Below are 21,239 nucleotides of genomic sequence, written 5' to 3' on the forward strand. Positions count from 1 at the left end.
GCCGCTCAACGATCCCCACACTCGCAGACTACCGAACGAGCCAAATGAGATGGCGTCTTAGGGGCATGACCGCCGAACCCGTCCCGGGCGAGGCAGGCTCCTCGTAACGTGGATGCTGGCACGCTGATGCCGCAGGTGAGGCCGGGGAGAGCACGACCATTGCGGAGAGGCACGTGATCGACACCAGCGACATCGACGTCTATCTCGGTCTGGACGTCGGCAAGGGCGAGCATCACGCGACCGTCCTGACCCCGGCTGGCAAGCGGGTCTTCGACAAGCGCCTACCGAACACCGAGCCGAAGCTGCGCGAGCTCTTCGGCAAACTGCAGGCCAAGCACGGAACCGTGCTGATGGTGGTCGACCAGCCCGCCTCGATCGGCGCGCTTCCGCTCGCCGTAGCCAGGGAGACCGGCTGCCATATCGCCTACCTGCCCGGACTGACGATGCGTCGGATCGCCGACCTCTACGCCGGCGAATCGAAGACCGACGCCCGCGACGCCGCGATCATCGCGGACGCCGCCCGCGCGATGCCGCACACCCTGCGGAGTCTGGCCCCGTCCGACGAGATCGTCGCCGAGCTGGAGATGATCGCCGGCTTTGACGACGACCTCGCAGGTGAGGTGACCAGGATCAAGAACCGCCTGCGCGGCCTGCTCACCCAGATCCACCCGCCCCTGGAGCGGGTCCTGGGCCCGCGACTGGACCATTCGGCCGTCCTCACACTGCTCGAACGTTTCGGCTCCCCAAGCCAGTTGCGGAAAGCCGGTCGGCGACGACTGGTGACACTGCTGCGGCCGAAGGCGCCCAGGATGGCCGAGCGTCTGGTCGAGGACATCTTCGCCGCCCTGGACGAACAGACCGTCGTCGTGCCGGGCACCGACGCCGCCGCGCTGATCATCCCGAGCCTCACCTCCTCGCTCAGCGCGATACTCGACCAGCGCAAGGCCCTGGCCGCCCGCATCGAGGAACTGCTGGAGGCACACCCTCTTTCCCCGGTCCTGACCTCCATGCCCGGCATCGGGGTCAGGACCGCAGCCCGCATCCTCATCGACGTCGGCGACGCCACAGCCTTCCCGACCGCCGCCCACCTGGCCGCCTACGCGGGCCTGGCCCCGGTCACCCGAAGCTCCGGCTCCTCCATCCGCGGCGAACACCCCTCCCGTCGGGGTAACAAGCAGAAGATCAAGTTAGCCGAGCGTTTTGCGTGGGCGGGTCATTGAGTTCTGACCAGTCCAGCCAGAGCCGCAATGGCCGGCGCTACGGCTGCTCGGTTGCCGCCGGCAGGTTGTGCCATGTGTGTCCGCAGGCGCCTTTGCAGTACGTCTCGCGGCGACGAGTGTCAGCAACGGCGAACACGGAGACGAGGACGCGGAACGCCTTGACGTATTCGGCTGAGGGAAGACCCGCGAACCCGTAGCGGGGCGGATCCATGCAGATCATTACCGAGGGGTTGACCGTGGGTTTCACACCGGACCGCGCCACCCCGGCACGGCCGTCGGCAGCTGTGATGTGCGCCTGCATCGCATAGCCGGCGACTTCCCGCAAAACCTCCTGCTGGCGTGTCGGGGTGAGGCCGGAGAACCAGCCCACACCAGCGTCCAACGTGCGCAGCCCCTGGGCGATCTCGTTGACCACCCGCTCGGTCTCGCGCCGGAAAGTGCGGCCGTCGTCGCTGCTCGGTTCGGTCACCGCTGGATGATTTCACGAGACCAGTCGCGGGCGAAGGACCCGTAATCCCCCGTCGCCAGTGCCGTTTCAGGAGGTCCCCTACTCAGTCCCCTGTCGTCCACGACCACAACGGCGTCCGGATCGCCGAGGTTGTCTACGACGTACCGGCGCACGTCATCGAGGGCCTCATCGGCGTTCCACTCGATCCCGTTCCACATCCGCTGAATACGGTCCGGACCCGCATCGCCGGTCTACTCCGCGAGCGTCAAGCCGTTCCTGCGCTGCGGCGGAGCGACCAGCCCCCGCAGATAAGCCAGAGCCGACTCCCTCCGCTCCGACCTGCTGAAACGGTGCACGAACCGCTCATGCACCGCACCCAGCTCACGCGCCCACAACCTGACGCGCAGCGAGGTCCCCACCCACAACGACACCAACGGCCGACCTGGCCACCAGTCACGGCAAGCACCGTTGCAGTACTGGCCCACAGCCGGACGGGCGGCACCGGGACGGTGCCGCCGCGCCAGGTGAACGAGGACGCTGATACTGCCGTCGGCGCAGGTGAGGGTTGTGAAGGTGAGGTCGAACAGGTAGGGCTGGATGTGGTTGCGAACCCACTGGACGTACTGCTCGATGCTCACCTTGTCGGGGTCGATGCCGACCAGCTCGCACGTGATGTCCCGCATGCCGCACGCGGTGCGCTCGTATCCGGTGCGGTCCTTGTCGAACACCTGAAGTCGGGCGAGCACGTCCTTCACAGGCAGGGTGACGATTACGCCTGGCGCGGCGGCCGGGGCGGCGCACGCGGCCGCGAGGGCGCGTGCGGCAACGAGGCTGGCGTGTTCCCGGGCCGGGCGCAGCCACACCCACCCTCCGACGCGAGGGGAAGCGGGTCCCACGCGGAGGCCACGGCACGCCTCGGGCCCTGGCGTGTCTGCTACGGGAGGCGTGTGCCGGACGCTCAGCGACCCTGGCTCTGGCGTCGGGGACGGGTGCGCTGCGGGGCGCGGCGGGAGCGTCGTGCAGGCCTGCGCCGGCTTTCGGTCTCGGTGGGGCCGGCAGCGGGTGAGGAGAAGCCGCTGGGAACGATCGGAGGGGCGGCGGGCACGGCCGGGGCGGCTGGGGGTGGGGCGGCGCGGGCGAGGACGGTGACGTGCGCCAGGAGCGTCGCAGACTTCTTCGGCGTTCCAGACGCGGCCGACGGTGGGGTCGTGGCGCAGGATGAACAGCACCGTGCCCGCGCAGTGGGCTGGGGTGTCGGGACGGGCGGCGCAGTGCTGCGAGCCGCAGTGGCACCAGGCGTGGGGGCGGACGGTGGCGGCCTTGGCGTGGGCGGCTGGGTGCCGGGCGGCGAAGGCGCGCAGGGCCGCGCGGTCTTTGGAGCGCGGTGGCATCCAGCAGGTAGCAGTGCCGCCAGGAGACGCTGGCGGAGCGGTCACTGTGTCCGGTGCTCCGGACGGTCCAGCTCCGGACGGTCCAGCTCCGGACGGTCCAGCTCCGCCCGGGGACGCGCTCGGTGGAAGTGTCGCTGAAGGCCGGTCGTCACGGCCGTCCGTTCTCGTCGGTCGATGGATGTCGATCCGTGACGTCGGTCACGGCGATCCGCCAATCAACCAGCGTTCTTAGTAGACGTGGCGTGGACGATATTTTCGGTTTTGTTCACTTTGGCCTAGATGTGCATCCTGTCGCGCGTCCTGGAACTCCGCCCGGTCGACCCACATGCCAGCTACGCCGTCCTGTACGGCTTCTGACGTCGTGACAGCTTGTCCTCCTGTCGCCATGTCCTGACCGGGGGGCCTACGCACCGCCCTGGCGAGATCCTGGGCCTACGAGGCGACGTAGTGGCGGGACCCCGTTGCGCACCCTGTTGAGCCGTTCTAAGAATGACGGCCCACAGGACGTCGCCGCAGTTGAGAACCGGTACTCAGGCCGACTCGACGGCGCACTGCGGCGATCGACGTCACCGAGTGAGCAGGAGCCCCCCGCGTGAAATTCTCCCGACCGTCCCCGAGACTCCTCTCCCTCGCTCTCGGCCTGGGTCTGGCCTCCAGCGCGCTGGGCGCGGCAGTGCCGGCGAGCGCAGAGCCGGCCGCCACCCCGCCCGCTTCAGCCGGTACCTCCGTGGCGCGGTATGACGGGTCGGCCGAGGAGGCCGTGAACAACAAGGCGTTTTTCGAGGCTGTGCTCAAGTCGGTCGCCGAGAAGCGCGCCGCCCAGCCCGGCGCGCAGGCAGTGACCCTCTACTACGACGCTTCAAAGGCGCCGAGTTTCCGTTCACAGATAGCGAGCGCGGCCTCGATCTGGAATAGCTCCGAATCCAACGTCAAGCTCGAAGAGGCTACGAGCGGTGCCGACTTCTCCTACTACGAGGGCAACGACCCGCGGGGGTCCCACGCCGACACCAATGGCCACGGAAGAGGCTACGTATTCCTCGACTACGCCCAGAACCAGCAGAACGACTCGATCCGCGTCGTCACCCACGAGACCGGACACGTGCTGGGACTGCCGGACGACTACAGCGGGCCGTGCAGTGAGCTGATGTCGGGCGGCAGCCCCGGCCCGTCCTGCACCAACCGATACCCGAATTCCACCGAACGCGCGCGTGTCGACCAGCTGTGGGCCACCGGACTCGCGCAGGCCCCGGGCACGGGCGACCAGCCTGCTGGGGACCCGAGCGCCGCACCGCCGGTACGGATTGTGACGCCGGGCAACGGTCCGTGGCGCCCGATCCACAGTACGCCCTGGAGTTGATCACGTTCCCAAGCGGGCAGCGGCCCGCCGTCAGACGGCTTCGGTCACATACCCAAGACGGTCGTCTGACTGTTCTTGTCGGCCGCGAAGAAATCCGCCCCGGCCGCCAGCGTCTCGTTGGCCCGCCTTCGGGTCGTCCTCGGCGGTGCTTGCCCCACCACGGCAGGATCGCAGGCCAGTCGTTGAGCCCGCGGTCTGGACGCTTCCGCATCCGCGGCCTCCCGTCATCCCAGCCCCATCCGCGTGCCACTCGTCGTCGATCTTGGCCATGCTGTTCGAGTCGCCATTGGCCGCAGTTGGCCGCTGAGAGGCATAATCTCCCCTCGGCGCTTGCCAGTTACGAGAGTTGGGACTCACGTCTGCCTCCGCGGTAGGACCTTGCGGGGCCCGGTGCGGTGGACGTGTCCTCGGCGAGCGGGGCCGGCCTCGGCTCGGACGGGACGGTCGGCGGCTCGGCGGCTCGGCGGGCTCCGGCGGCGGGGCCGGAGACTCGGGCACCGCCAACGTGGGCCTCTCCTGGTTCGGCGTGGAGGTGGCCGGCGGGTTCTGCGCGGCCGCCTGGGTGGACGACGTCGGTTGGGGCTCCGGCGGCGGGGCGTGGCGGAGTCCCACTGTCTGGCCGTCATCCACAGGGGTCGGGGGCGCCGGCGACGTCCCCGCTGGGGTGGGGCCACCCGGGTCGGCGGCTGGGGCGGACGGCTCCGCACAGGAGCACTACGGCGCCAAGACGCCGCCACGGGCAGGGCGAGGTGGTGTGCCGTGCGGGATGGGTGCTGGGACCGGTGAGCCAAGCCGCACGTCCGCGAAGATCCGCACCTCTCGGGGTTGTCATGGTGGACATGGCGCGAGGAGCACCGACTCCGGCCGATCAGCGAGTGATCCGTGAACCGGCCGCGAAGGGGTCGGTGGGCACGGCAAGCCAGCCGCGTCTTTCACTCCAGGAGCCGCAAACCGAGATTCCACGTTTGTATGAGCGCGGACGGTACAGACGAGGAGCTAACACAGTCTTTATGCAGCGAGACGGAGACACATCATGGGCATCCTCGCGTGGATCATCATCGGCCTGCTCGCCGGCGCCATCGCCAAGGCCCTCATGCCGGGCAAGGACCCCGGCGGCATCATCGTCACCATGCTCATCGGCATCGCCGGTGGCCTGCTCGGCGGCTGGCTCGGCAAGGTCGTCTTCGGCGTTGACTCCGTCGACGGGTTCTTCGAACTCTCCACCTGGATCGCCGCGATCGTCGGCTCCCTCATCCTGCTCGCTCTGTACCGCCTCATCGCCGGCAACCGCCACTCGCACCGACACGCGTGATCCACTGACGCCGCACCCGGTCGAGCCTCTCCAGATGGCTCCCCCGATCCGCAGGGGGAGCCATCGGCGTGTACGAGCCGGCCGGGCGACAGGAGGCCACGGGAGGGACACGGCAGTACGACCGGCCCACGGGCGTGGGCGGGGGATGCCGCTTCCCGCAGCGGGCCCTTCGCGCGGTCCGCTCTCACGACACTTCCGACGGCCACACTCTTCCACGGACCCAGGACGGTGAGCCGTCCGCCTCTTGCACGGTGTGCAGAAGTTGGCTCGCTGCCCATCGGTGGAACCCTGGTCGTATGAGCAAGACTGCGCTGATCGTCATCGACATGATCAACACCTACGACCACAAGGACGCCGACCAGCTCATCCGCTCGGCAGAACCGGTCGTACCGGTCTTGACCGATCTACTGCGGCGCGCACGTGGTCGCGGGGTACCGGTCATCTACGTCAATGACAACTTCGGTGAGTGGCGTTCACATCACGGCGAGTTGCTGGAGCGGGCTCTGGCCACTCCTCACGCCCATCTCGTCGAGCCTGTGAAGCCCGATGCGGACTCGCTCTTCGTCCTCAAGGCCCGCCACTCCATCTTCTTCGAGACACCACTGCATTACCTGTTGCAGCAGCAGGGTATCGACCGGCTGGTGCTCACCGGACAGGTGACCGAACAGTGCGTGCTGTACTCAGCCCTGGATGCTCACATCCGGCACTTCGAAGTCATCGTTCCGCACGACGCCGTCGCGCACATCCACGAAGACCTCGCTCAGGCCGCACTGCGGATGATGGAGCGCAACATGGGTGCGCGGGTGTGCGGAAGCCGGGAACTCTGGGTGTGAAGCCAGGGTGCCAGGACTGATCGCCTGATTCTCACCGTCCCGCACGCCGCCGCAGGTACGCCCCGGCGCCCAGCGCGGAGCGACTGCCCGGTCACCGAGGGCAGGTCCTCCACCCCGCGCACACCCGCGCGTCCCCGGACATGGGCCCGATGAGGGGGCCACGAGGTCGACACCGGTGATCGTGTCTACCAGGTGTGTGATCACGGTGACCGATGTCTTCGACGCCGCGGAAGAGGCCGTCCACCGCGCCTTCCGGCGGAGATCAGTGACGCGACGCGCCACAGTCCCGCGGTCCTCCCGAACGGGTGCACCCCGCTTCTTTGCGACATGTCTCACGGTCCAGGGCTCCCGCGCATCAGACAGATCTGTCTACTATGAGGTGGGTTCGTTTACCAGACCGAGAGTGAGAGTCATGAGAAGCACGACGCAGCGCCCCGCCTCCGAGGGCATTTCGGTCAGGCGGTCTAGGGCTCACGGAGCCCCGCGACGCAGGGGCCTCGGGCCCATCGCCTCCCTCGGGCTCCTGTCCTCGATCCTCGTGTCGCTACTGGCCTCGTCCAGCGCGCCGACCCCCCTCTACGCGCTCTACCAGGCGCGCTGGGGGTTCTCGCCCATCACTGTCACCGTCGTCTTCGGCGTCTACGCGGTGGCCGTGCTGGTCGCGCTCCTGATCTTCGGCAAGATCTCCGACCACGTGGGCCGACGGCCGGTGCTGATCGTGGCCCTGATCGGCCAGACGGCGGCCATGGCGACCTTCATCACCGCCGGTGGCGTGGACGCACTGCTGGCCGCCCGCGTCGTCCAGGGGCTGAGCACCGGGGCGGCGGTCGGCGCGCTCGGCGCCGGAATGCTCGACCTCGACGCGCGCAAGGGCGGTTTCCTCAACTCCTTCGCGCCCACGATCGGAACCGCGAGCGGTGCCTTGGTCTCCGGGCTGATCGTGCAGTATCTGCCGGCCCCGACGCACCTCGTCTACTACGTGCTTCTCGGTGTGTTCGTCGTGCAGGCGCTGGCCGTGACCGGCCTGAACGAGACCGTCGGCCGCAAGCCGGGCGCGCTGGCCAGCATGGCCCCGGAGTTCAAGCTGCCCAGGTCCGCTCGCGCGTCGGTGGCGATCGCCGCACCGGTGATGTTCGCCGTGTGGGCGCTGACCGGTCTGTACGGCGCGCTCGGACCGGCTCTCACCCGCACCCTGGTCCACTCCACCTCCGTGGTGTGGGGCGGCCTGCCCCTGTTCGTGCTCGCCGGCTCCGCCGGTCTGGCCGTCGTCCTGCTGCGCAAGGCGGCGACGCGGAGCGTCATGCTGATCGGCATCGGTTCGCTGGTCGTCGGCGTGGTGATCACCCTGGTGTCCATCGGCTCCGGAACCGGCGGCACCCCGTCCGTGATCGGGTTCTTCATCGGCGGCGCGATATCCGGTTTCGGCTTCGGCAGCGGGTTCCAGGGGGGCATCAGGCTGGTCGTGCCGCAGGTGGAGCCGCACGAACGAGCCGGGGTTCTGTCCCTTCTGTATGTCGTGTGCTATTCGGGGCTCGGTGTGCCGGCGGTGATCGGCGGGGTCCTGGTCGTGCACGGCGGCGGACTGGTGCGGACGTCCTGGGAGTACGGCATCGCCGTCATCGTGCTGGCCCTCGCGGCCCTGGCCGGTCTGGTGCTCAACGGCCGCCGGGCGGAGCACGTGGCGGTCGTACGCCCGGAAGCCGGTTCCCTCTCCGTCTCCGATCCGGAGGCGGCATCGCTGGCACAGACCAGCTCCCAGGGGTGAGACAGGGGCCGCGCTAGAATAGACAGGTCTGTCTGAGAGGGTGGTGGTCATGGCGGCCAGGACCGCGACCAAGGTGTCCGCACGTGAGCGCCTGCTTGAGGCTGCTGACGAACTCTTCTACCAGCAGGGCGTGCAAACGGTCGGCATCGACCGTGTCATCGAGCATGCCGGTGTGGCGAAGGCGTCCCTCTACAACACCTTCGGCAGCAAGGAAGGGCTCGTCTGCGCCTATCTGGAGCAGCGCTTCGAGCGCGCGCGGAGTCGGATCACCCGTACCCTGACGCGCTTCCGCACTCCTCGTGAGCAGATCCTCGGTGTCTTCGACGCGCTGGGCGAGGCCTTCACCGACCCGGGGTACAACGGGTGCGCGTTCGTCCGGGCCAGCGCCGAGACGGCCGAGGACAGTGCCATCCGCCGCACCGCTGAGCACTATCGGTCCTGGGTGCGCGAGCTGTTCACCGAACTGGCCACCACATGCGGGTACGCCGAGCCTGAGGAGCTGGCCCGACGACTCCTCCTGCTCTACGACGGTGCGGGTCAGGCCGCGCGGATGGATCGTGATCCCTCCGCCGCCACGACCGCCCGCGGTGCGGCTGCGGCCCTGCTCGACGCGGCGCCGCTCGTCGGCTGAGGACGGCCACACCCGCTGTTCTCCGACGCCTGCACGGGGTCCTGGGCCACGGTGACCCTGCGGGCGGAGGCGGTCCCATGGCCGGCCCCGCCCTCCCCCGCTGCCTTACCCCGCCCTCGCCCGGGCCAGCGACGAGGGGCGTGCTCACCGGTACCTCAAGTACGAGCACGTGGGAGCGGAGATCCGCCTGTGCCAGGTGATTTCGGCCGTGCGCTCCGCACCCCAGAGCCGGGTGGGAGTGGCGACGGCGAGCCGGAGGGACGGGCCCACGCAACGCACCGTCCGCACCTGGGAGCGCCCGATCCAGTTCGGGAAGAGGCTGGTGGTGACGTGGTGCTCCACGGTGGTGGGTCCACGACCTCGAACGGCCCGCCGTAGGAGACGTAGCCGGCCGCCGCCCGGGCCAGTTCGTCGGCCTCCGCGTCTTCGAGGCGCGCCGACCTGAGGGGCGAACGTCGCCGCGCCCCAGATGGGCTGACATGTGGCCCTCCGGGGTGTAGACGATCAGGCCGTACGGGGCGGGTCCGAGGGGATGGATGATCTCCCCGTCGGCACTGCCGGCGGTGTACGACACGAGTTGCCAGGTGCCGAGCAGTCTGCGGCGCACTTCGTCGTGGGCCTCGCACTCGTCGTCCGCGGCGGCTTGGTCGATGACGGTCACGGAAGGACTCCTTTGCTTGTGCGGAGCGAGCGGCCCCCGTCCGGTGGGCGGACGGGGGCCGTCGGGACGGTTCGGTCCTGGGTGAGTTCGCCGTCGACGACCCGCCACAGGTGCAGCGGGTTCGCCTCGCGCAGCGGCTGCGGCAGAAGGTCGTCGGGGAAGTTCTGGTGGGTGACCGGCCGTACGAACCGCTCGATCGCGCCCATGCCCACGGAGGTGAAGCGGCTGTCGGAGGTGGCCGGGAAAGAGCCGCCGTGGGTGGTGGCGTGGGTGAAGCCCAGATGCGGCGAACCCCGGCCAGGTCAGTCTGTCGAGGACGTAGCCGAAATACTCGGCCGTGGGCCGGCCGGCCTGGATACCGGGGACGAATCCCCCGGCCTGTCTGATGTTCCCCGGCACTTCCTCCGCGTTGAACGTGACGTGATCGCCACATAGAAGAAGGCGAAGATGACGGGGACCACACCGGCTGGGTTCACCTTCAGCGGGATGCACGGTTGCCCGCCGTGGTCCAGCAACCGGAGAGCAGCCTGGCGCCGGCCCCGACAGACACGTATCGACGCGGAGGGCGAACCCCGTGGAGGCACCGGCCGACACGTGGAACAATCGGCGCCCCTGACACCCCGTCCCTGGGCGGTGAGCGGCGGCGCGCGGGTGGGGCGAGGTCCTGAGCGGGATGGTCACCGATGTACGGTCGGACCGGCGGAGGGGCACGGCGAGGGGCCGAAGGAACCGAGAGGGCGGGAGCGGGCGGGATGACGAGGTCGCGGCATCCGGAGTCGTCCGTCCCGACGTCGCGCCGGTCTCTGCGTCGGCAGCGGGTGGCCGAACTGCGGGCGCAGGGCCGGTACGGTCCCGAGCTGCGCGATGTCCTCCCCTCCTTCGTCGGCCTCGGCCTGGTGCTGCTGACGCTCGTGCTGCTGGCCGGCCGCCTCAGCCACGCGTTCGGGGTCACCGGCCTGCTGATGTGCGCCCTCCTGTCCGTGACGGCCGCCCCGGCGGGCCTGCGCCTGCGCCGGAGGGCCCTCCGCCGGCGCCGCGGCCGTTACACCGTCCAGGAACTCGCACGGCTGGACGACCGCGGGCTGGTGGAGGCCACCACGCGCATGCTGGAGCGCGACGGCTGGAGTGTGGCCGATCTGAGCCTGCGCAAGGGGGACATGCATCTGTACGCCCGGGATCGTCACGGTCGCGCGCTCGACGTCAGGTTCCGTCCCGCCGCGACGGCCGACGAGGACGCCCGCTGGCCGGAGACCGTGCGGGAGACGGCCCGGCCCGGCGCGGAACGGCCCGGCCGGCTCATCGTCCACCGCGGCGCCTTCAGCCAGGCCGAGGCGCGCTGGGCCTCCCGACAGACCGACGTCCACCTTGTGGACGGCCGCCGGTTGCGCCGCTGGGCGGCCGGCACACCGCTGGACAGCCTGGGACGCCGCCGCTGACGGGCACGGAAGCTGTGAGCCCGAACCGACCAGTAGCAGGCCGGGTCACCAAGTAGGCGGGACGGGCGGCACGCATGTGGTCGGCCGGGCCAAGTAGTCGGTCGGTCGTATAATGGCGTCATGGGACGGACAAGTGACGCCAGGAAGAAGATCCTCGACGCTGCCCAGTCACTCATCGAAGCGCGTGGCTACTCGGCGCTGGGCGTGGCCGAGATCTGCAAGGCCGCCGGGGTGCCGAAGGGCAGCTTCTACTACTTCTTCGAGTCCAAGGAGGCTCTCGCTCTGGCCGTCCTCGACGAACACTGGGAGGCCCAGCGCGCTGACTGGACCCGGGTTCTCCAGGGCGAGGGCGAACCGCTGGCGCGGCTGCGCCGGCTGTTCGCGGAGACTGAGGCCGGCCTGCGCGCCGGGCAGCAGAGCTGCGGGACCGTCTCCGGGTGCATGTTCGGCAACCTCACCCTGGAGCTGAGCAACCAGACCGAGCCCATCCGTGAACGCCTCCAGCGCATCTTCGATGCCCAGGTGGAGATGGTCGAGAAGGTCGTCGCCGAAGCCCAGGAGCGTGGGGGGGTCACCGTCGGCAACGCACGAGAGGCCGCCCGGGCGATCGTCGCCCAGCTTGAGGGCCAGGTGATGTTCGCCAAGCTCTACAACACCACCTCGACGCTCGGCGCGCTCTGGGCCAACTGCCTGGCGCTGCTGAACGCCCGGCCGGCCGTCCCGGCCGCGCCCTGACGGCACGACGGGGCCGGAGGTCCAGGTACGGCGGCGGCCCCTGATCCCTGCTGGCCAGGGGCCGCCGCCGTCCCGCCGGACACCCTCGCGCCGGGCCGGGAGACGGCGTACCGGCCGCTGCGCGCATGGCACCGCGCCTCTCTCGCCGGTGACTGACGACCGGTGATGTTCCGCGACGTCGGACAGCCCTGACTCCAGGGGTGCCGGACGCGAAGACGGCCGCGGGACGAGCCCAACCGGCTCGTCCCGCGGCCGTACCGCGTGGAGGGCGGCCTCACCGCCCCGTGGTGTGTCAGACTTCCGCGCGCTTGGGCAGCCGCCAGTTCGGGCGCGGGAAGTGGCAGGTGTAGCCGTCCGGGTAGCGCTGGAGGTAGTCCTGGTGCTCCGGCTCGGCCTCCCAGAACGGACCGGCCGGCACGACCTCGGTCACCACCGATCCGGGCCACAGCCCCGACGCCTCGACGTCGGCGATGGTGTCGAGCGCGACGCGCCGCTGCTCCTCGTCGAGGTAGAAGATGGCGGAACGGTAACTGACCCCGATGTCGTTGCCCTGCCGGTTCTTCGTGGTCGGGTCGTGGATCTGGAAGAAGTACTCCAGGATCGTGCGGTAGTCAGTGACGGTCGGATCGAAGGTGATCTCGATCGACTCGGCGTGGTTCCCGTGGTTGCGATAGGTAGGGTTGGCCAGGTCGTCGTCGCCGCTGTAACCGACCCGGGTGCGGGTCACACCGGGGAGTTTGCGGATCAGTTCCTGCATGCCCCAGAAGCAGCCGCCGGCCAGCAGCGCCCTTTCCTCGACGTCGGTCATCAGTTCTCACCCTTCCCCTCCCCCGGCGACCGGAGGAGTTACAGCACTACTATGACGCATAGCTCGTCACCTGTCAAACAGGTGACGCATTCGCTCCCTGCCGACGGCGCCGGCCAAGGCCGGGCAACAGGCCGGTGCTGCCGGTGGCGTGCACTCGCGAGGCAGGGAATCGCGGCGCGGGGAGCGCGTCAGCCGAGCCTCGTCACCTGATAGTGGGAGATGTACCAGCGGTCGTCCACCCGCTTGAGCACGACACCGAGAGTGACGTGGATGTCCGGCCGGTCGGTGAAACCGAAGTCCACGTCGAGATACCCGAGCAGGACGTCGTCCGCGAGGCTCCGTGTCTCCAGCACACGGTACTCGGCCGCCAGCCCGATCGGCTGGGAGTCGTAGTACCTGAAGACACCCTGCTGGCCGACGCTGTAGGGGTGGAGCCCCTGGAAGATGGCGTCCTCGGTGAAGAGCGCCGCGACCTTCTCCGGCTCGTGCGCGTCGACCGCGGTCTTCCACTGGTCCATGACGCCGCGCAGCACGGTTTCCTGTGCTGCTGTGCCGCTCATCGGTTCTCTCCTCTTGCCGGCAGGGCGCGCGGTGGATGCGCCCCATGTGGTTCAGGCGGTGAGGCCGGTGGGGCCCGGGTCGTTCGGGTGGGGCTTCAGGGCGGTGATCTCGGCGGTCATCCACGGCCACAGGGGCAGGGTGCCGAGCACCTTCTCACGCAGGTCGGCCTCGTCGTCCGCGCGCCACACGCCGACGCTGCGCAGTTCGCCGACCGGGCGCCACAGCCGGAAGAGGTGTCCGGTGGCGGCCAGTTCCCTGGCCCGGACGGATTCGGCCGCGCGTCGCCGGTCGACCTCGGCGGGGTCGGTGCCCTCCGGCACGGTGGTGGTGAGCACGACCAGGAATTCCCTCATCGTCGTTCGTCCTCTCTGGGTTCTGCGGGGGTGCGGGGCGGGGCTGCGGGCTGCGGGGTCTGGGTTGTGAAGTCCGGACTGTGGAGTCTGGGCTGTGGAGCAGAAGAAGCCGCGCACAGGGAACATGGTCGGCCAGCCACCGCCGGACGACACGGCATGTGCCCGGCACCGTCCTGTCACATCCCGCCCCGTCGAGGCCGTCCCGGCGGCCTGTCGGCGACCATGCGGCGACGCCGACAGGTACGTCCGGTGGTCCGGTCAGGCGGCGGCCTGGAGGGCTGCGGCGATGCGCACGACGCGCTCGGCCTGGATGCCGGCGGCGAGACGGGTGACCTCACCGACGGGCTTGGTGCCCTGGCCGTCGGCGTGCGAGGTGCCGTAGGGGTTGCCGTCGACGAACTTCTGCGGGTCGGTGAAGCCCGGCGTGACCGTGATGCCGCCGAAGTGGTGGACGGAGTTGTAGAGCGCGAGCAGGGTGGACTCGTGCCCGGCGTGATCCGTGGCGGTGGAGACGAAGCCGCTGTACACCTTGTTCGCGAGCTTGCCCTGGGCCCAGAGGCCGCCGAGCGTGTCGATGAACTGCTTCAGCTGCGAGGAGACGTTGCCGAAGCGGGTCGGCGTGCCGAAGATGACGGCGTCGGCCCAGTCGACGTCCGCCGGGGTGGCCTCGGGGATGTCGGCGATGGCCGCGTGGTGGGCGGCCCAGGCCGGGTTGGAGTCGATGGCGGCTCTGGGAGCGAGCTCGGCCACCTTGAGCAGACGGACCTCGGCGCCCGCCTTGACACCGGCGTCGTGCAGCTCCTTGGCGATCTCCGTGATCGTGCCGGTGGACGAGTAGAAGACGATGGCGAGCTTGATCGGAGTGGACACGGGATTTCTCCATTTCGAGGAACGGCGGCAATCAGTCGAGCCGACCGGGCATCCAAGCTAGACGACCGGTCTACTATCGTCAAACGTCACCCGGGGCACGCACGAGCCAGCGGGTCCGCAGGTGCCGGTTCCGGACCGTTTACCCAGGTCAAGAGGGGCATGTTGGGCTTGAGGATGGTGGTCCGTTACCGCGTGAGGGGGCTGGACGGCGGGGACTTCCCCGGTTACAGACGACGCGTTGGAGCCGATCACGCAGCCCGTTCGAGATCCTTCACATGAGGTCGACGTGGGTCCTGGCTGGCGGCAGTTGGTGTTCGAGTGCCATCAGGCGGTTGCCGCGGAGTTCCCGGACTGCGAGCGGGCGGCACAGGGCCGCCCTCCCGGATCGGACGCCGAGGCGTGCAAGCAGCGGAACGCGGTCGACCGATGCATCAACCGACTGGGTCCGCGGGCTGGCCGTTGATCATGCGCGGATGAGCCAGAACGAGGTCGAGGCGCTTCGGCAGGCTGGCCGCAGCATCGGCCATGTCGAGTTCGCCGAGCGGATGGTGCGGGCGCTGAGTGAGGGGCTTCGAGCCTTGGAAGCCCTCCCGCATGACGACGAGTTCTGGCACGGCTGGGCCAACGATCACGCCATGACCCACAAGTTGGGCCCTTTCGCCGCCGAACGGCTGGACCGCGATCCCACAGATCCGACGGCGCGGTGGGCCCTTGTGGCGCTCGCGCTCGCCCACGGCGCCCATGACGGTGGGCTGTCCCTGCTAGGACCTCAGATCGCCGCCGATCCGTCCGTCGGTGGCGGACGCGCTGGCCATCGCGGACTGGGTCGGGCAGGAAATCGGGTTCGATCTCACTGCCGAGCTGCGCGAGGTGTGTGCCAGGGCTGACCTCGACAGGCTGGAGTCGCCGGCCCAGGCGGAGGGAGGAGACACAGCACAGGCTGCGTTGCGCGCTCTGGAACTCCGTCTTCCTCGATCCGATCGCGGTTGAACGCACGTGACGCCGGTCAGAAGTTGAGTCGTTCGGCTTCGGTGACGCGGAAGCGGCAGGACTCGGTGCCGGTCTGGACAGGGGCGCGGCGGAAGGTGACCGGTCGGCGACGGCCGGGCAGCGGCGTGGGGCGTCGAAGGTCTTGTTCCACTCGGCCCGCGGGGGGGGCACGCCGAGGGCGGTGGCCTTGGCTTTGGCCTTGCGCTCTTCGCGCTCGGTGAAGATCTGGAACAGCCGGTCGGCAGGGGGTCGGCCTCGGCCGAGGCGGGACTCTCGGACGGACTTGAGAAGCGGGCGCACGCAGACGCCGACCTGATGCCGGGCGGCCGTGAGCAGGACGGCCAGCGGCTGTACCCGGCCGTCGCAGGCGGGGGGCTTGGTTGTCAGCTTGTCGAGGCAGGCGTCAGGGTGGTGGGCTCTGAAGGCCAGTCGAGCACGGTCAGCTCGGGCCACTGCTGCCGCCAGCGGGCGGTTTTGGTCTCGTACACCTCGCGCGGAGCAAGCACTGGATTGGGCCGGACGACGAGATTGAATACGTCGGCAAGCCCATGCGGTGCATAGACGCGCCACTGCCCGTCCCGTTCCAGGCGAACGCCCAAGCAGCAGGTAGTGGCAGCGAAGCTGTCGATGGCAGCCTCGGTGGAGGCGTAAGGAGCACACGCGACGCCGAACTTCTGCTCGTACCAGAGGTGGACACGGGCCTCGTTGCGGACCTCGACCTCTGCCGGCAAGCCGGCGAAGGCATCGTCGGCGGCCTTGATCACGGCGTCCTCCGCCTCCCACGACAGATCGTGGTCGTCGAAGTAGAAGACGTCGTAGTCCTTGATCCCGCTGGTGGGGTGCCTGTCCGTGACCACGTTCCAGACGGTCTGGAACAGGCAGCCTGCCGTCAGGTACCAGCCCGGCAGCGCCATTCGGGCCGTGCGGTTCAGCACCTCCACCAGCACCTCGTTACGGGACAGCACAGACCTGAGGGCAGCGAGCTGCTCGTCGAGCGGGAGGCGACCGATCATCGCTCATGCCTACCACGCGGCAGGCCAACGGCGCCTGCCTTCAGCCATCAAGGCCCTCTTCGTGGCAGATGGAGTTCGGGCGGCGATGTGGGTCGCACCCGCTCAGCCGGCCGAAACGTTCTGTGTCGCCTCGCGTGCTTCGGTGAGGGCTCGCTGCCTGAGGTTGCCGCCGAACAACTGCATCGTGGTGGCGGCCAGGATGTCATCCCTGCCGATGGTTCGCCCGTCCCCCCTGCGGGTGGAGGGGGCCCGGAGGGAATCCTTGAGGAACGTGGGTGGGGCCGGTTCGCCCGACATCACCGGGGTGACCGTACCGAAACGTTTGACCCCGCCCTCGCGGACAATCATGGCCGCGTCCCGGGCGATGTCCGTCAGGAACACGCTCGCGATTCCGTCCAGGTCGCGGAGCATCGCCGGGACGGCCGTCGTCCCCCGGCTCCGCAGCAGCTTCCTGACCCCGGCCTCGAACCTGTGGGCGCCGACCACAGCACTCCATTTGCGCGACCTGCCGCGCTGACGAGAAGGCACGATGACACCCTCGGCGTCGTACAGGACACCGGTCAGCCCGTGGAACGTCGGGCTGTGGTCGTACCACTTGTTCCCCACCTCAAGCTCGACGTTCCGGTCGATCGCCGAGAGCAGGTCACCGGGAATCAGCTTCTTCCGGGCCTCCTCCGCCGCCGCTCTCCTCGCGCCGTCGATGATCTCCGTCAGCACTGTCCGCGTCACCGACGCGGCGGCCCACGCGGCCGACCGGGAGACGTGCATCGAGGTCACGTCCCTGAACACCGCTTTGACGAGAGAAGGCTTGAACGGCGAGACACCTATGACCGAGGCGGTCCCGGTACCGCTGCGCTCAGGGCGTGCGGGCTGTGTGGCCATCGGAAGAAACGCTCCCTGCTGTCGGAGTTGTCAGAGGCCCACACTTCACCACGCAGACCGCTCTCTGCCCCCATCCTCCGTCGAAGCGGCACCCGGTCAAGGGCCTGACGGACGCATCCGCGACGGCCGGGCCGGTGATCAGCAACCTCTCGCACGCCCTCGTACCGCGGCACCTGCGTCCCCCGTCCGGCTGCACCCCGCTCTCCCTGGCCCCTGCCACCGAGGAGGAGCGGCCGGTGAAGTGCACGCAGGACGACAAGTGGGCGGCCAACCTGCGCGGCGGCGAAGGCGTTCCACGCCCGTGGGGGGACTTGAACGTGCCACCCAGAGCCTGCGGCAGCGGATGAGGGTGCAGGTGATGCCGGTGAAGGCCAAGGAAGTGGCCGGCTTTGCGTTCGTAGCGTCGGTGGAGGCGGCGGCAGCCGGCGGGCCAGGACGCGGTTCTCTCCCGACCCATCGGTGGCGGCCGGGCCAGGGCCCAAGCGGCGGGAGCTGCCGCCCGGTGCAGCCCCGCTGACGGCCCCCGCCTTACGGGCGGCAGGGCGGTGTCCGCCGTGTCGAGGGCGCTGTCGAAGTCGCCGGCCTGGGCATCTGTGAGCGCCTGCTGGATGTGCTCGGTCCAGCGGCCGAAGCCACGCTGGACGGCCGAGCGGATCTCCTCGTTGTGATCCGCCATATCCGCACCAAGGTTCCCGGCCAGGCAGCCGCGGACGACTCCGTTGCGGTCGCTTCTCCCGCTGGGGGCGTGCCGGCGTCCGATGGGCGTACGCGGTCCTCACCCTCCTCTCCGTCCTCGCCCTCCTCGCGGTCCTGGTCGCCCACCGCGCTCGTCCGGCTCGCGCCCGCGGCCGTGCCCGGCACGCCCCGACTCACGCGGCGGCGCCGAGCGACGGGTCCGGCTACCTGCGTATATGACTCCCAGCCGGCCGACCGGGTCGAAAACGCGCCGGACGCGCCGCGTCACAGTTGACCGGCGAGCCACTGAAGTGTGCGGTGAACGCTCTCGGCCTTCCCTCCCGGTACCCCGTGGCCCGGCACACGTGTGGCCCGGCGCAGCGGCCCTGTGCCACGGTCCTCCCCGTCTCTCCCTGTGGCCACGCGGGGGCACTCCGGCAGGCGATGAGCAGCCGTGCGCTGCCGCGGCACACGCCCGAGCGGCGGCGGGACGGCCGTCGCGCGAGCCGCGGCCGGGGCGCCCGGCGTCGTCGAGGCTCGTGCGACGCGTCCTCTGCCTGGCGTCGCATGAATGCGGGCAGCCGGGGAGCACCGTGCCGGCCTCGGTCGCGACCGTGGGGGCCGTCGCCGTCCCCGGCGACGGCCGGTCCGGCCAACCACCTCCAGGGGCCCGCTGGTACGGCGGCCACGCCCGTTCCACCCGTCACTGGAGAGGTCGAGCCGCCTCGGCGAGTGCACCGCAAGAGCCGCTCTGGGGTCAACGCCCGTTCTGGGCCGGCGAAGCCGACAAGGCGCTACTGCGACCGGTGGTGGCACGCACCAACGCCCCCTGCTCGGCCCATGAGCCGCTGTGCGGATGGTGGTGGGCGCACCTGCTGGAGGCGGGACGAGGCGCCCCGCGCATCCGGATCAGCTCGGCCGCCGGGACCACGGCAAGGTGCCGACCGGCGCCGGAAGCGGCGTGCTGCGGTTCGGCGCGTCCCTCACGCGGCTGACGCGCGGGGCGGCTCGCAGGGCGGAATGACGGGGATCCGCACGCTGACCGGCACCCCGGGGAGAACCGCGCGCAGCGAACCGCGTACGGTGCGGGGCGGGTGGCGACACGCGTGGTGGTGGGCGGCGAGGAGGCGGTCCACGGCACGCGTACGATCCTCACCCGCCGCGCCACCCACACCACACCGCACCGGCCCGGAAGGACGAGCCCCGTGCTCACGTCGTACGCCGCCCACTTCGACACGCCCGCCGGGTACCTGGACTTCGCACGTTTCGGACCGCCCTCGCGGGATACCGTCGCCGCCGGCGCACGGGCCGTGGCGGAATCCGCCACCGCCGACCACACCACCGTGGACGCCCTGATGCGTGCGGAAGAGGCCGCGCGGGACACGGCCGCCCGCCTGGCGGGCACCGACGTCCGGCACACCGTGCTGCTCCCGAACACGTCCACCGGCCTGTTCCACGCGGCTCTCGGCATCCGGGAAGGCGTAGTCCTCGCGCCGCAGACCGACTTCCCCGCCAACCACTATCCCTGGCACCGCGCCGCGCAGCTGGGCCGGGCCACACCACGCTGGCTCGACCCGGCGCCCGGGGCCGGTGTCACCCCCGACCTGGTCCGCACCGCGTTGACCGATGACGTGGTCGCCCTGTCCGTGAGCGCCGTGGACTTCCGTACCGGCTTCCGCACCGACCTCGCGGCGCTGCGCGAGGCGATCGGTCCGGACCGGTTGCTGATCGTGGACGGCATCCAGGCATTCGGCGTGGCCGCGCTGCCCTGGGACGCGGCCGACGTACTGGTCACGGGCGGTCAGAAATGGCTGCGCGCGGGATGGGGCACCGGCTTCGCCACGCTGTCCGACCGGGCGCTGGAACGTCTCGACCCCGTCCTCACCGGCTGGACGGGGGTCGAGGACGCCGGTCTCTTCGACGGAACGGCGCACCCACCGGCCCCGGACGCGCGACGGTGGTCGATCACCCATCTCAGCCCGGTGACGGCCGCCGCGTTCGCGTCCGCGCTCGCCCTCGTGGAGCGGCACACCGTAGCGGCGATCGAGGGCGCGATCGCCGCGCGGATCGCCGAACTCTCCGACACCGTCCAGCGGTGCGGTGGCCGCGTCCTCTCCCCCGCCGACCCGGCGCGGCGAGCGGGCATCCTCTCCTTCACCATGCCGGGGCACGAACCGTCCCTCGTGGCGAATGCCTTGCACGCCGAGGGGGTCACTCCGACAGTGCGCACCGACTCACTCCGTTTCTCCCCGCACGCCTCGACGCCGCCGAAGGTTTCCGAGCGGGTCGCCGCCGCGCTGTCGTCGCTGCGGAGCTGAGCCCGCCGGATCGGGCCCGGACCCGTCGGATGGGGGTCGCCGGTCCGGGTGAGCGTCGCGCGGCGCGCCCGCGGGCCGCCGGCTACCAGGTCTGGTCGCCGGCGCGGACGAGGATCTCGTTCACGGCGACCCGGCGGTCCCGGGTGACGATGTAGGCCACGGCGTCGGCGATGTCCTCGGGCCGGAGCGGCTCCATGCCCGCGATCTGGCGCTCGACGGCCTGCCGTACGCCGTCGCGCAGGTGCGTGCCCAGTTCGGTGTCCACGGTGCCGGGCTCGACCACGCTCACCCGCACGTGCTTCGGGCTGAGCTCCTGCCGGAGCGCCTCGGTGAAGCCGTTGATCCCGAACTTGGTCAGGTTGTAGACGGCGGTCCCGGGGCGGGCGACCCGTCCCGCGGTGGAGCTGATGTTCACCAGATCGGCCACTGACCGCGGCGAGTCCTCCGCCGCGCGCAGGAGATGCGGCAGCGCGGCATGGGTGACGTACAGCAGGCCCTGCACATTCACCTCCAGCATGTGCTCCCACTCCTCCAGCGGAGAGTCCACGGCCTGCCCGACGCCCATGAAGCCGGCGTTGTTGACGACCGTGTCCAGGCGGCCGAGCTCCGCCACCACGCTCTCCAGCGCGCTCGCGGCCTGCTGCTTGTCGGTGATGTCGGCCTCCACCACCAGGGCCGTGCCACCCTCGGCCCGCAGTGTGTCCGCGAGCGCCTCAAGTCGTGCGCGCCGCCGTCCCAGCACGGCGACGGCCGCGCCTTCCGCGGCGAGGCCGCGCACGGTCGCCTCGCCGATGCCGCTGCTCGCACCGGTCACCAGGGCCACCGTGTTCTGTAGTCGCGCGGTCATGCGTCTTCCTCCTCATAGGGGTGGTCGGGCAGGTCGCCCTCGGATGCCGGCGACACGGGAAACGGGCAGCGAGCCGGGCGTCCGCCGTAGTCCGGCGTCGCCCCTCGCCCCTCGCGCGAAGGCACGGTAACCT

General features: G+C 70.2%; 20 protein-coding genes and 6 pseudogenes. 11 read left to right on the forward strand and 15 right to left on the reverse strand.

Annotated elements, in window-relative coordinates; all coding sequences use genetic code 11:
• Positions 1 to 173: 173 nt before the first annotated feature.
• Positions 174 to 1,178: pseudogene (locus IE294_RS08935) on the forward strand (IS110 family RNA-guided transposase); the annotation flags it as partial.
• 79 nt (positions 1,179 to 1,257) lie between these two features.
• Here IE294_RS08935 and IE294_RS08940 read toward each other — a convergent pair.
• Together IE294_RS08940 and IE294_RS08945 are read right to left on the reverse strand one after the other, a co-directional pair.
• The gene (locus IE294_RS08940) at positions 1,258 to 1,689 is read right to left on the reverse strand and encodes a DUF5958 family protein (protein WP_189884119.1); all 432 of its coding nucleotides are present in this window, start codon (positions 1,687 to 1,689) and stop codon (positions 1,258 to 1,260) included.
• A gap of 29 nt (positions 1,690 to 1,718) precedes the next feature.
• Positions 1,719 to 2,091: pseudogene (locus tag IE294_RS08945) on the reverse strand (transposase); the annotation flags it as partial.
• A 1,560-nt stretch (positions 2,092 to 3,651) separates the two neighbouring features.
• Here IE294_RS08945 and snpA point away from each other — a divergent pair.
• The 5 genes from snpA to IE294_RS08970 all read left to right on the forward strand — a co-directional run bounded on the left by snpA (position 3,652) and on the right by IE294_RS08970 (position 8,957).
• Positions 3,652 to 4,416 (forward strand): snapalysin, encoded by a 765-nt coding sequence (gene snpA / locus IE294_RS08950; RefSeq protein ID WP_189884121.1) that lies wholly within the window; start codon positions 3,652 to 3,654, stop codon positions 4,414 to 4,416.
• Positions 4,417 to 5,449: 1,033 nt separating this feature from the next.
• Complete coding sequence (locus IE294_RS08955; protein ID WP_189884122.1) at positions 5,450 to 5,728, forward strand: GlsB/YeaQ/YmgE family stress response membrane protein; 279 nt, start codon at positions 5,450 to 5,452, stop codon at positions 5,726 to 5,728.
• Positions 5,729 to 6,024: 296 nt separating this feature from the next.
• Positions 6,025 to 6,561 (forward strand): cysteine hydrolase family protein, encoded by a 537-nt coding sequence (locus IE294_RS08960; RefSeq protein WP_189884124.1) that lies wholly within the window; start codon positions 6,025 to 6,027, stop codon positions 6,559 to 6,561.
• Between the two features lie 538 nt (positions 6,562 to 7,099).
• Entirely contained in the window at positions 7,100 to 8,326 is a 1,227-nt protein-coding gene (locus IE294_RS08965; protein ID WP_189884126.1) for an MFS transporter, read from the forward strand.
• A gap of 49 nt (positions 8,327 to 8,375) precedes the next feature.
• Positions 8,376 to 8,957: a TetR/AcrR family transcriptional regulator gene (locus IE294_RS08970; protein WP_229917059.1), complete on the forward strand. Its 582-nt coding sequence runs from the start codon at positions 8,376 to 8,378 to the stop codon at positions 8,955 to 8,957.
• 144 nt (positions 8,958 to 9,101) lie between these two features.
• Here IE294_RS08970 and IE294_RS49600 read toward each other — a convergent pair whose 3' ends face one another.
• The 4 genes and pseudogenes from IE294_RS49600 to IE294_RS08990 form a co-directional block, all read right to left on the reverse strand.
• A complete protein-coding gene (locus IE294_RS49600) occupies positions 9,102 to 9,299 on the reverse strand; it encodes a lipocalin-like domain-containing protein (protein ID WP_189884128.1) in 198 nt (65 codons plus the stop codon).
• A gap of 115 nt (positions 9,300 to 9,414) precedes the next feature.
• Positions 9,415 to 9,618 (reverse strand): annotated as a pseudogene (locus IE294_RS49605) (lipocalin-like domain-containing protein); the annotation flags it as partial.
• Positions 9,615 to 9,824: a hypothetical protein gene (locus tag IE294_RS47390; protein WP_229917060.1), complete on the reverse strand. Its 210-nt coding sequence runs from the start codon at positions 9,822 to 9,824 to the stop codon at positions 9,615 to 9,617. The pseudogene IE294_RS49605 and the gene IE294_RS47390, both read right to left, overlap by 4 nt.
• 67 nt (positions 9,825 to 9,891) lie before the next feature.
• A pseudogene (locus tag IE294_RS08990) lies at positions 9,892 to 10,070 on the reverse strand (preprotein translocase subunit SecY); the annotation flags it as partial.
• Positions 10,071 to 10,370: 300 nt separating this feature from the next.
• Here IE294_RS08990 and IE294_RS08995 point away from each other — a divergent pair.
• The gene (locus IE294_RS08995) at positions 10,371 to 11,054 is read left to right on the forward strand and encodes a hypothetical protein (RefSeq protein WP_189884130.1); all 684 of its coding nucleotides are present in this window, start codon (positions 10,371 to 10,373) and stop codon (positions 11,052 to 11,054) included.
• Positions 11,055 to 11,174: 120 nt separating this feature from the next.
• Positions 11,175 to 11,789, forward strand: a complete 615-nt coding sequence (locus IE294_RS09000; RefSeq protein ID WP_189884132.1) for a TetR/AcrR family transcriptional regulator — start codon at positions 11,175 to 11,177, stop codon at positions 11,787 to 11,789.
• 292 nt (positions 11,790 to 12,081) lie between these two features.
• Here IE294_RS09000 and msrA read toward each other — a convergent pair whose 3' ends face one another.
• The 4 genes from msrA to wrbA form a co-directional block, all read right to left on the reverse strand.
• On the reverse strand, positions 12,082 to 12,597 hold the full coding sequence (gene msrA / locus IE294_RS09005) for a peptide-methionine (S)-S-oxide reductase MsrA (protein WP_189884134.1): 516 nt from the start codon (positions 12,595 to 12,597) through the stop codon (positions 12,082 to 12,084).
• Between the two features lie 188 nt (positions 12,598 to 12,785).
• On the reverse strand, positions 12,786 to 13,157 hold the full coding sequence (locus IE294_RS09010; protein WP_189884136.1) for an SgcJ/EcaC family oxidoreductase: 372 nt from the start codon (positions 13,155 to 13,157) through the stop codon (positions 12,786 to 12,788).
• Positions 13,158 to 13,208: 51 nt separating this feature from the next.
• The gene (locus tag IE294_RS09015) at positions 13,209 to 13,511 is read right to left on the reverse strand and encodes a muconolactone Delta-isomerase family protein (protein ID WP_189884138.1); all 303 of its coding nucleotides are present in this window, start codon (positions 13,509 to 13,511) and stop codon (positions 13,209 to 13,211) included.
• A gap of 258 nt (positions 13,512 to 13,769) precedes the next feature.
• A complete protein-coding gene (gene wrbA / locus IE294_RS09020; RefSeq protein ID WP_189884140.1) occupies positions 13,770 to 14,381 on the reverse strand; it encodes an NAD(P)H:quinone oxidoreductase in 612 nt (203 codons plus the stop codon).
• A gap of 473 nt (positions 14,382 to 14,854) precedes the next feature.
• On the opposite strand from wrbA, the gene IE294_RS09025 reads away from it, so the two are divergent.
• Positions 14,855 to 15,268, forward strand: coding sequence for a hypothetical protein (locus IE294_RS09025; protein WP_189884142.1), 414 nt, complete (start codon positions 14,855 to 14,857; stop codon positions 15,266 to 15,268).
• Positions 15,269 to 15,754: 486 nt separating this feature from the next.
• On the opposite strand, the gene IE294_RS09030 is transcribed toward IE294_RS09025, so the two are convergent.
• Together IE294_RS09030 and IE294_RS09035 are read right to left on the reverse strand one after the other, a co-directional pair.
• Positions 15,755 to 16,384 carry a nucleotidyltransferase family protein gene (locus tag IE294_RS09030; RefSeq protein WP_189884144.1) on the reverse strand — a complete coding sequence of 210 codons (630 nt, stop codon included), beginning with the start codon at positions 16,382 to 16,384 and terminating at the stop codon, positions 15,755 to 15,757.
• Positions 16,385 to 16,486: 102 nt separating this feature from the next.
• Positions 16,487 to 17,266 carry a hypothetical protein gene (locus IE294_RS09035; RefSeq protein WP_189884146.1) on the reverse strand — a complete coding sequence of 260 codons (780 nt, stop codon included), beginning with the start codon at positions 17,264 to 17,266 and terminating at the stop codon, positions 16,487 to 16,489.
• A 134-nt stretch (positions 17,267 to 17,400) separates the two neighbouring features.
• Here IE294_RS09035 and IE294_RS09040 point away from each other — a divergent pair, with 134 nt between their 5' ends.
• A complete protein-coding gene (locus IE294_RS09040) occupies positions 17,401 to 17,613 on the forward strand; it encodes a hypothetical protein (protein ID WP_189884721.1) in 213 nt (70 codons plus the stop codon).
• Here the strand turns inward: IE294_RS09040 and IE294_RS09045 are convergent.
• Positions 17,594 to 17,734, reverse strand: a pseudogene (locus tag IE294_RS09045) (IS5/IS1182 family transposase); the annotation flags it as partial. The gene IE294_RS09040 and the pseudogene IE294_RS09045 overlap by 20 nt on opposite strands.
• Before the next feature lie 85 nt (positions 17,735 to 17,819).
• Positions 17,820 to 18,026, reverse strand: a pseudogene (locus tag IE294_RS49610) (TetR family transcriptional regulator C-terminal domain-containing protein); the annotation flags it as partial.
• Between the two features lie 1,009 nt (positions 18,027 to 19,035).
• Here IE294_RS49610 and IE294_RS09055 point away from each other — a divergent pair.
• A complete protein-coding gene (locus tag IE294_RS09055; RefSeq protein WP_229917061.1) occupies positions 19,036 to 20,259 on the forward strand; it encodes an aminotransferase class V-fold PLP-dependent enzyme in 1,224 nt (407 codons plus the stop codon).
• A gap of 82 nt (positions 20,260 to 20,341) precedes the next feature.
• Here the strand turns inward: IE294_RS09055 and IE294_RS09060 are convergent, their stop codons facing one another.
• Positions 20,342 to 21,106 carry an SDR family NAD(P)-dependent oxidoreductase gene (locus IE294_RS09060; protein ID WP_189884148.1) on the reverse strand — a complete coding sequence of 255 codons (765 nt, stop codon included), beginning with the start codon at positions 21,104 to 21,106 and terminating at the stop codon, positions 20,342 to 20,344.
• Positions 21,107 to 21,239 lie beyond the last annotated feature (133 nt).

It is taken from the genome of Streptomyces canarius, assembly GCF_014650735.1.
GTDB classification, from domain to species: Bacteria; Actinomycetota; Actinomycetes; order Streptomycetales; family Streptomycetaceae; genus Streptomyces; species Streptomyces olivaceoviridis.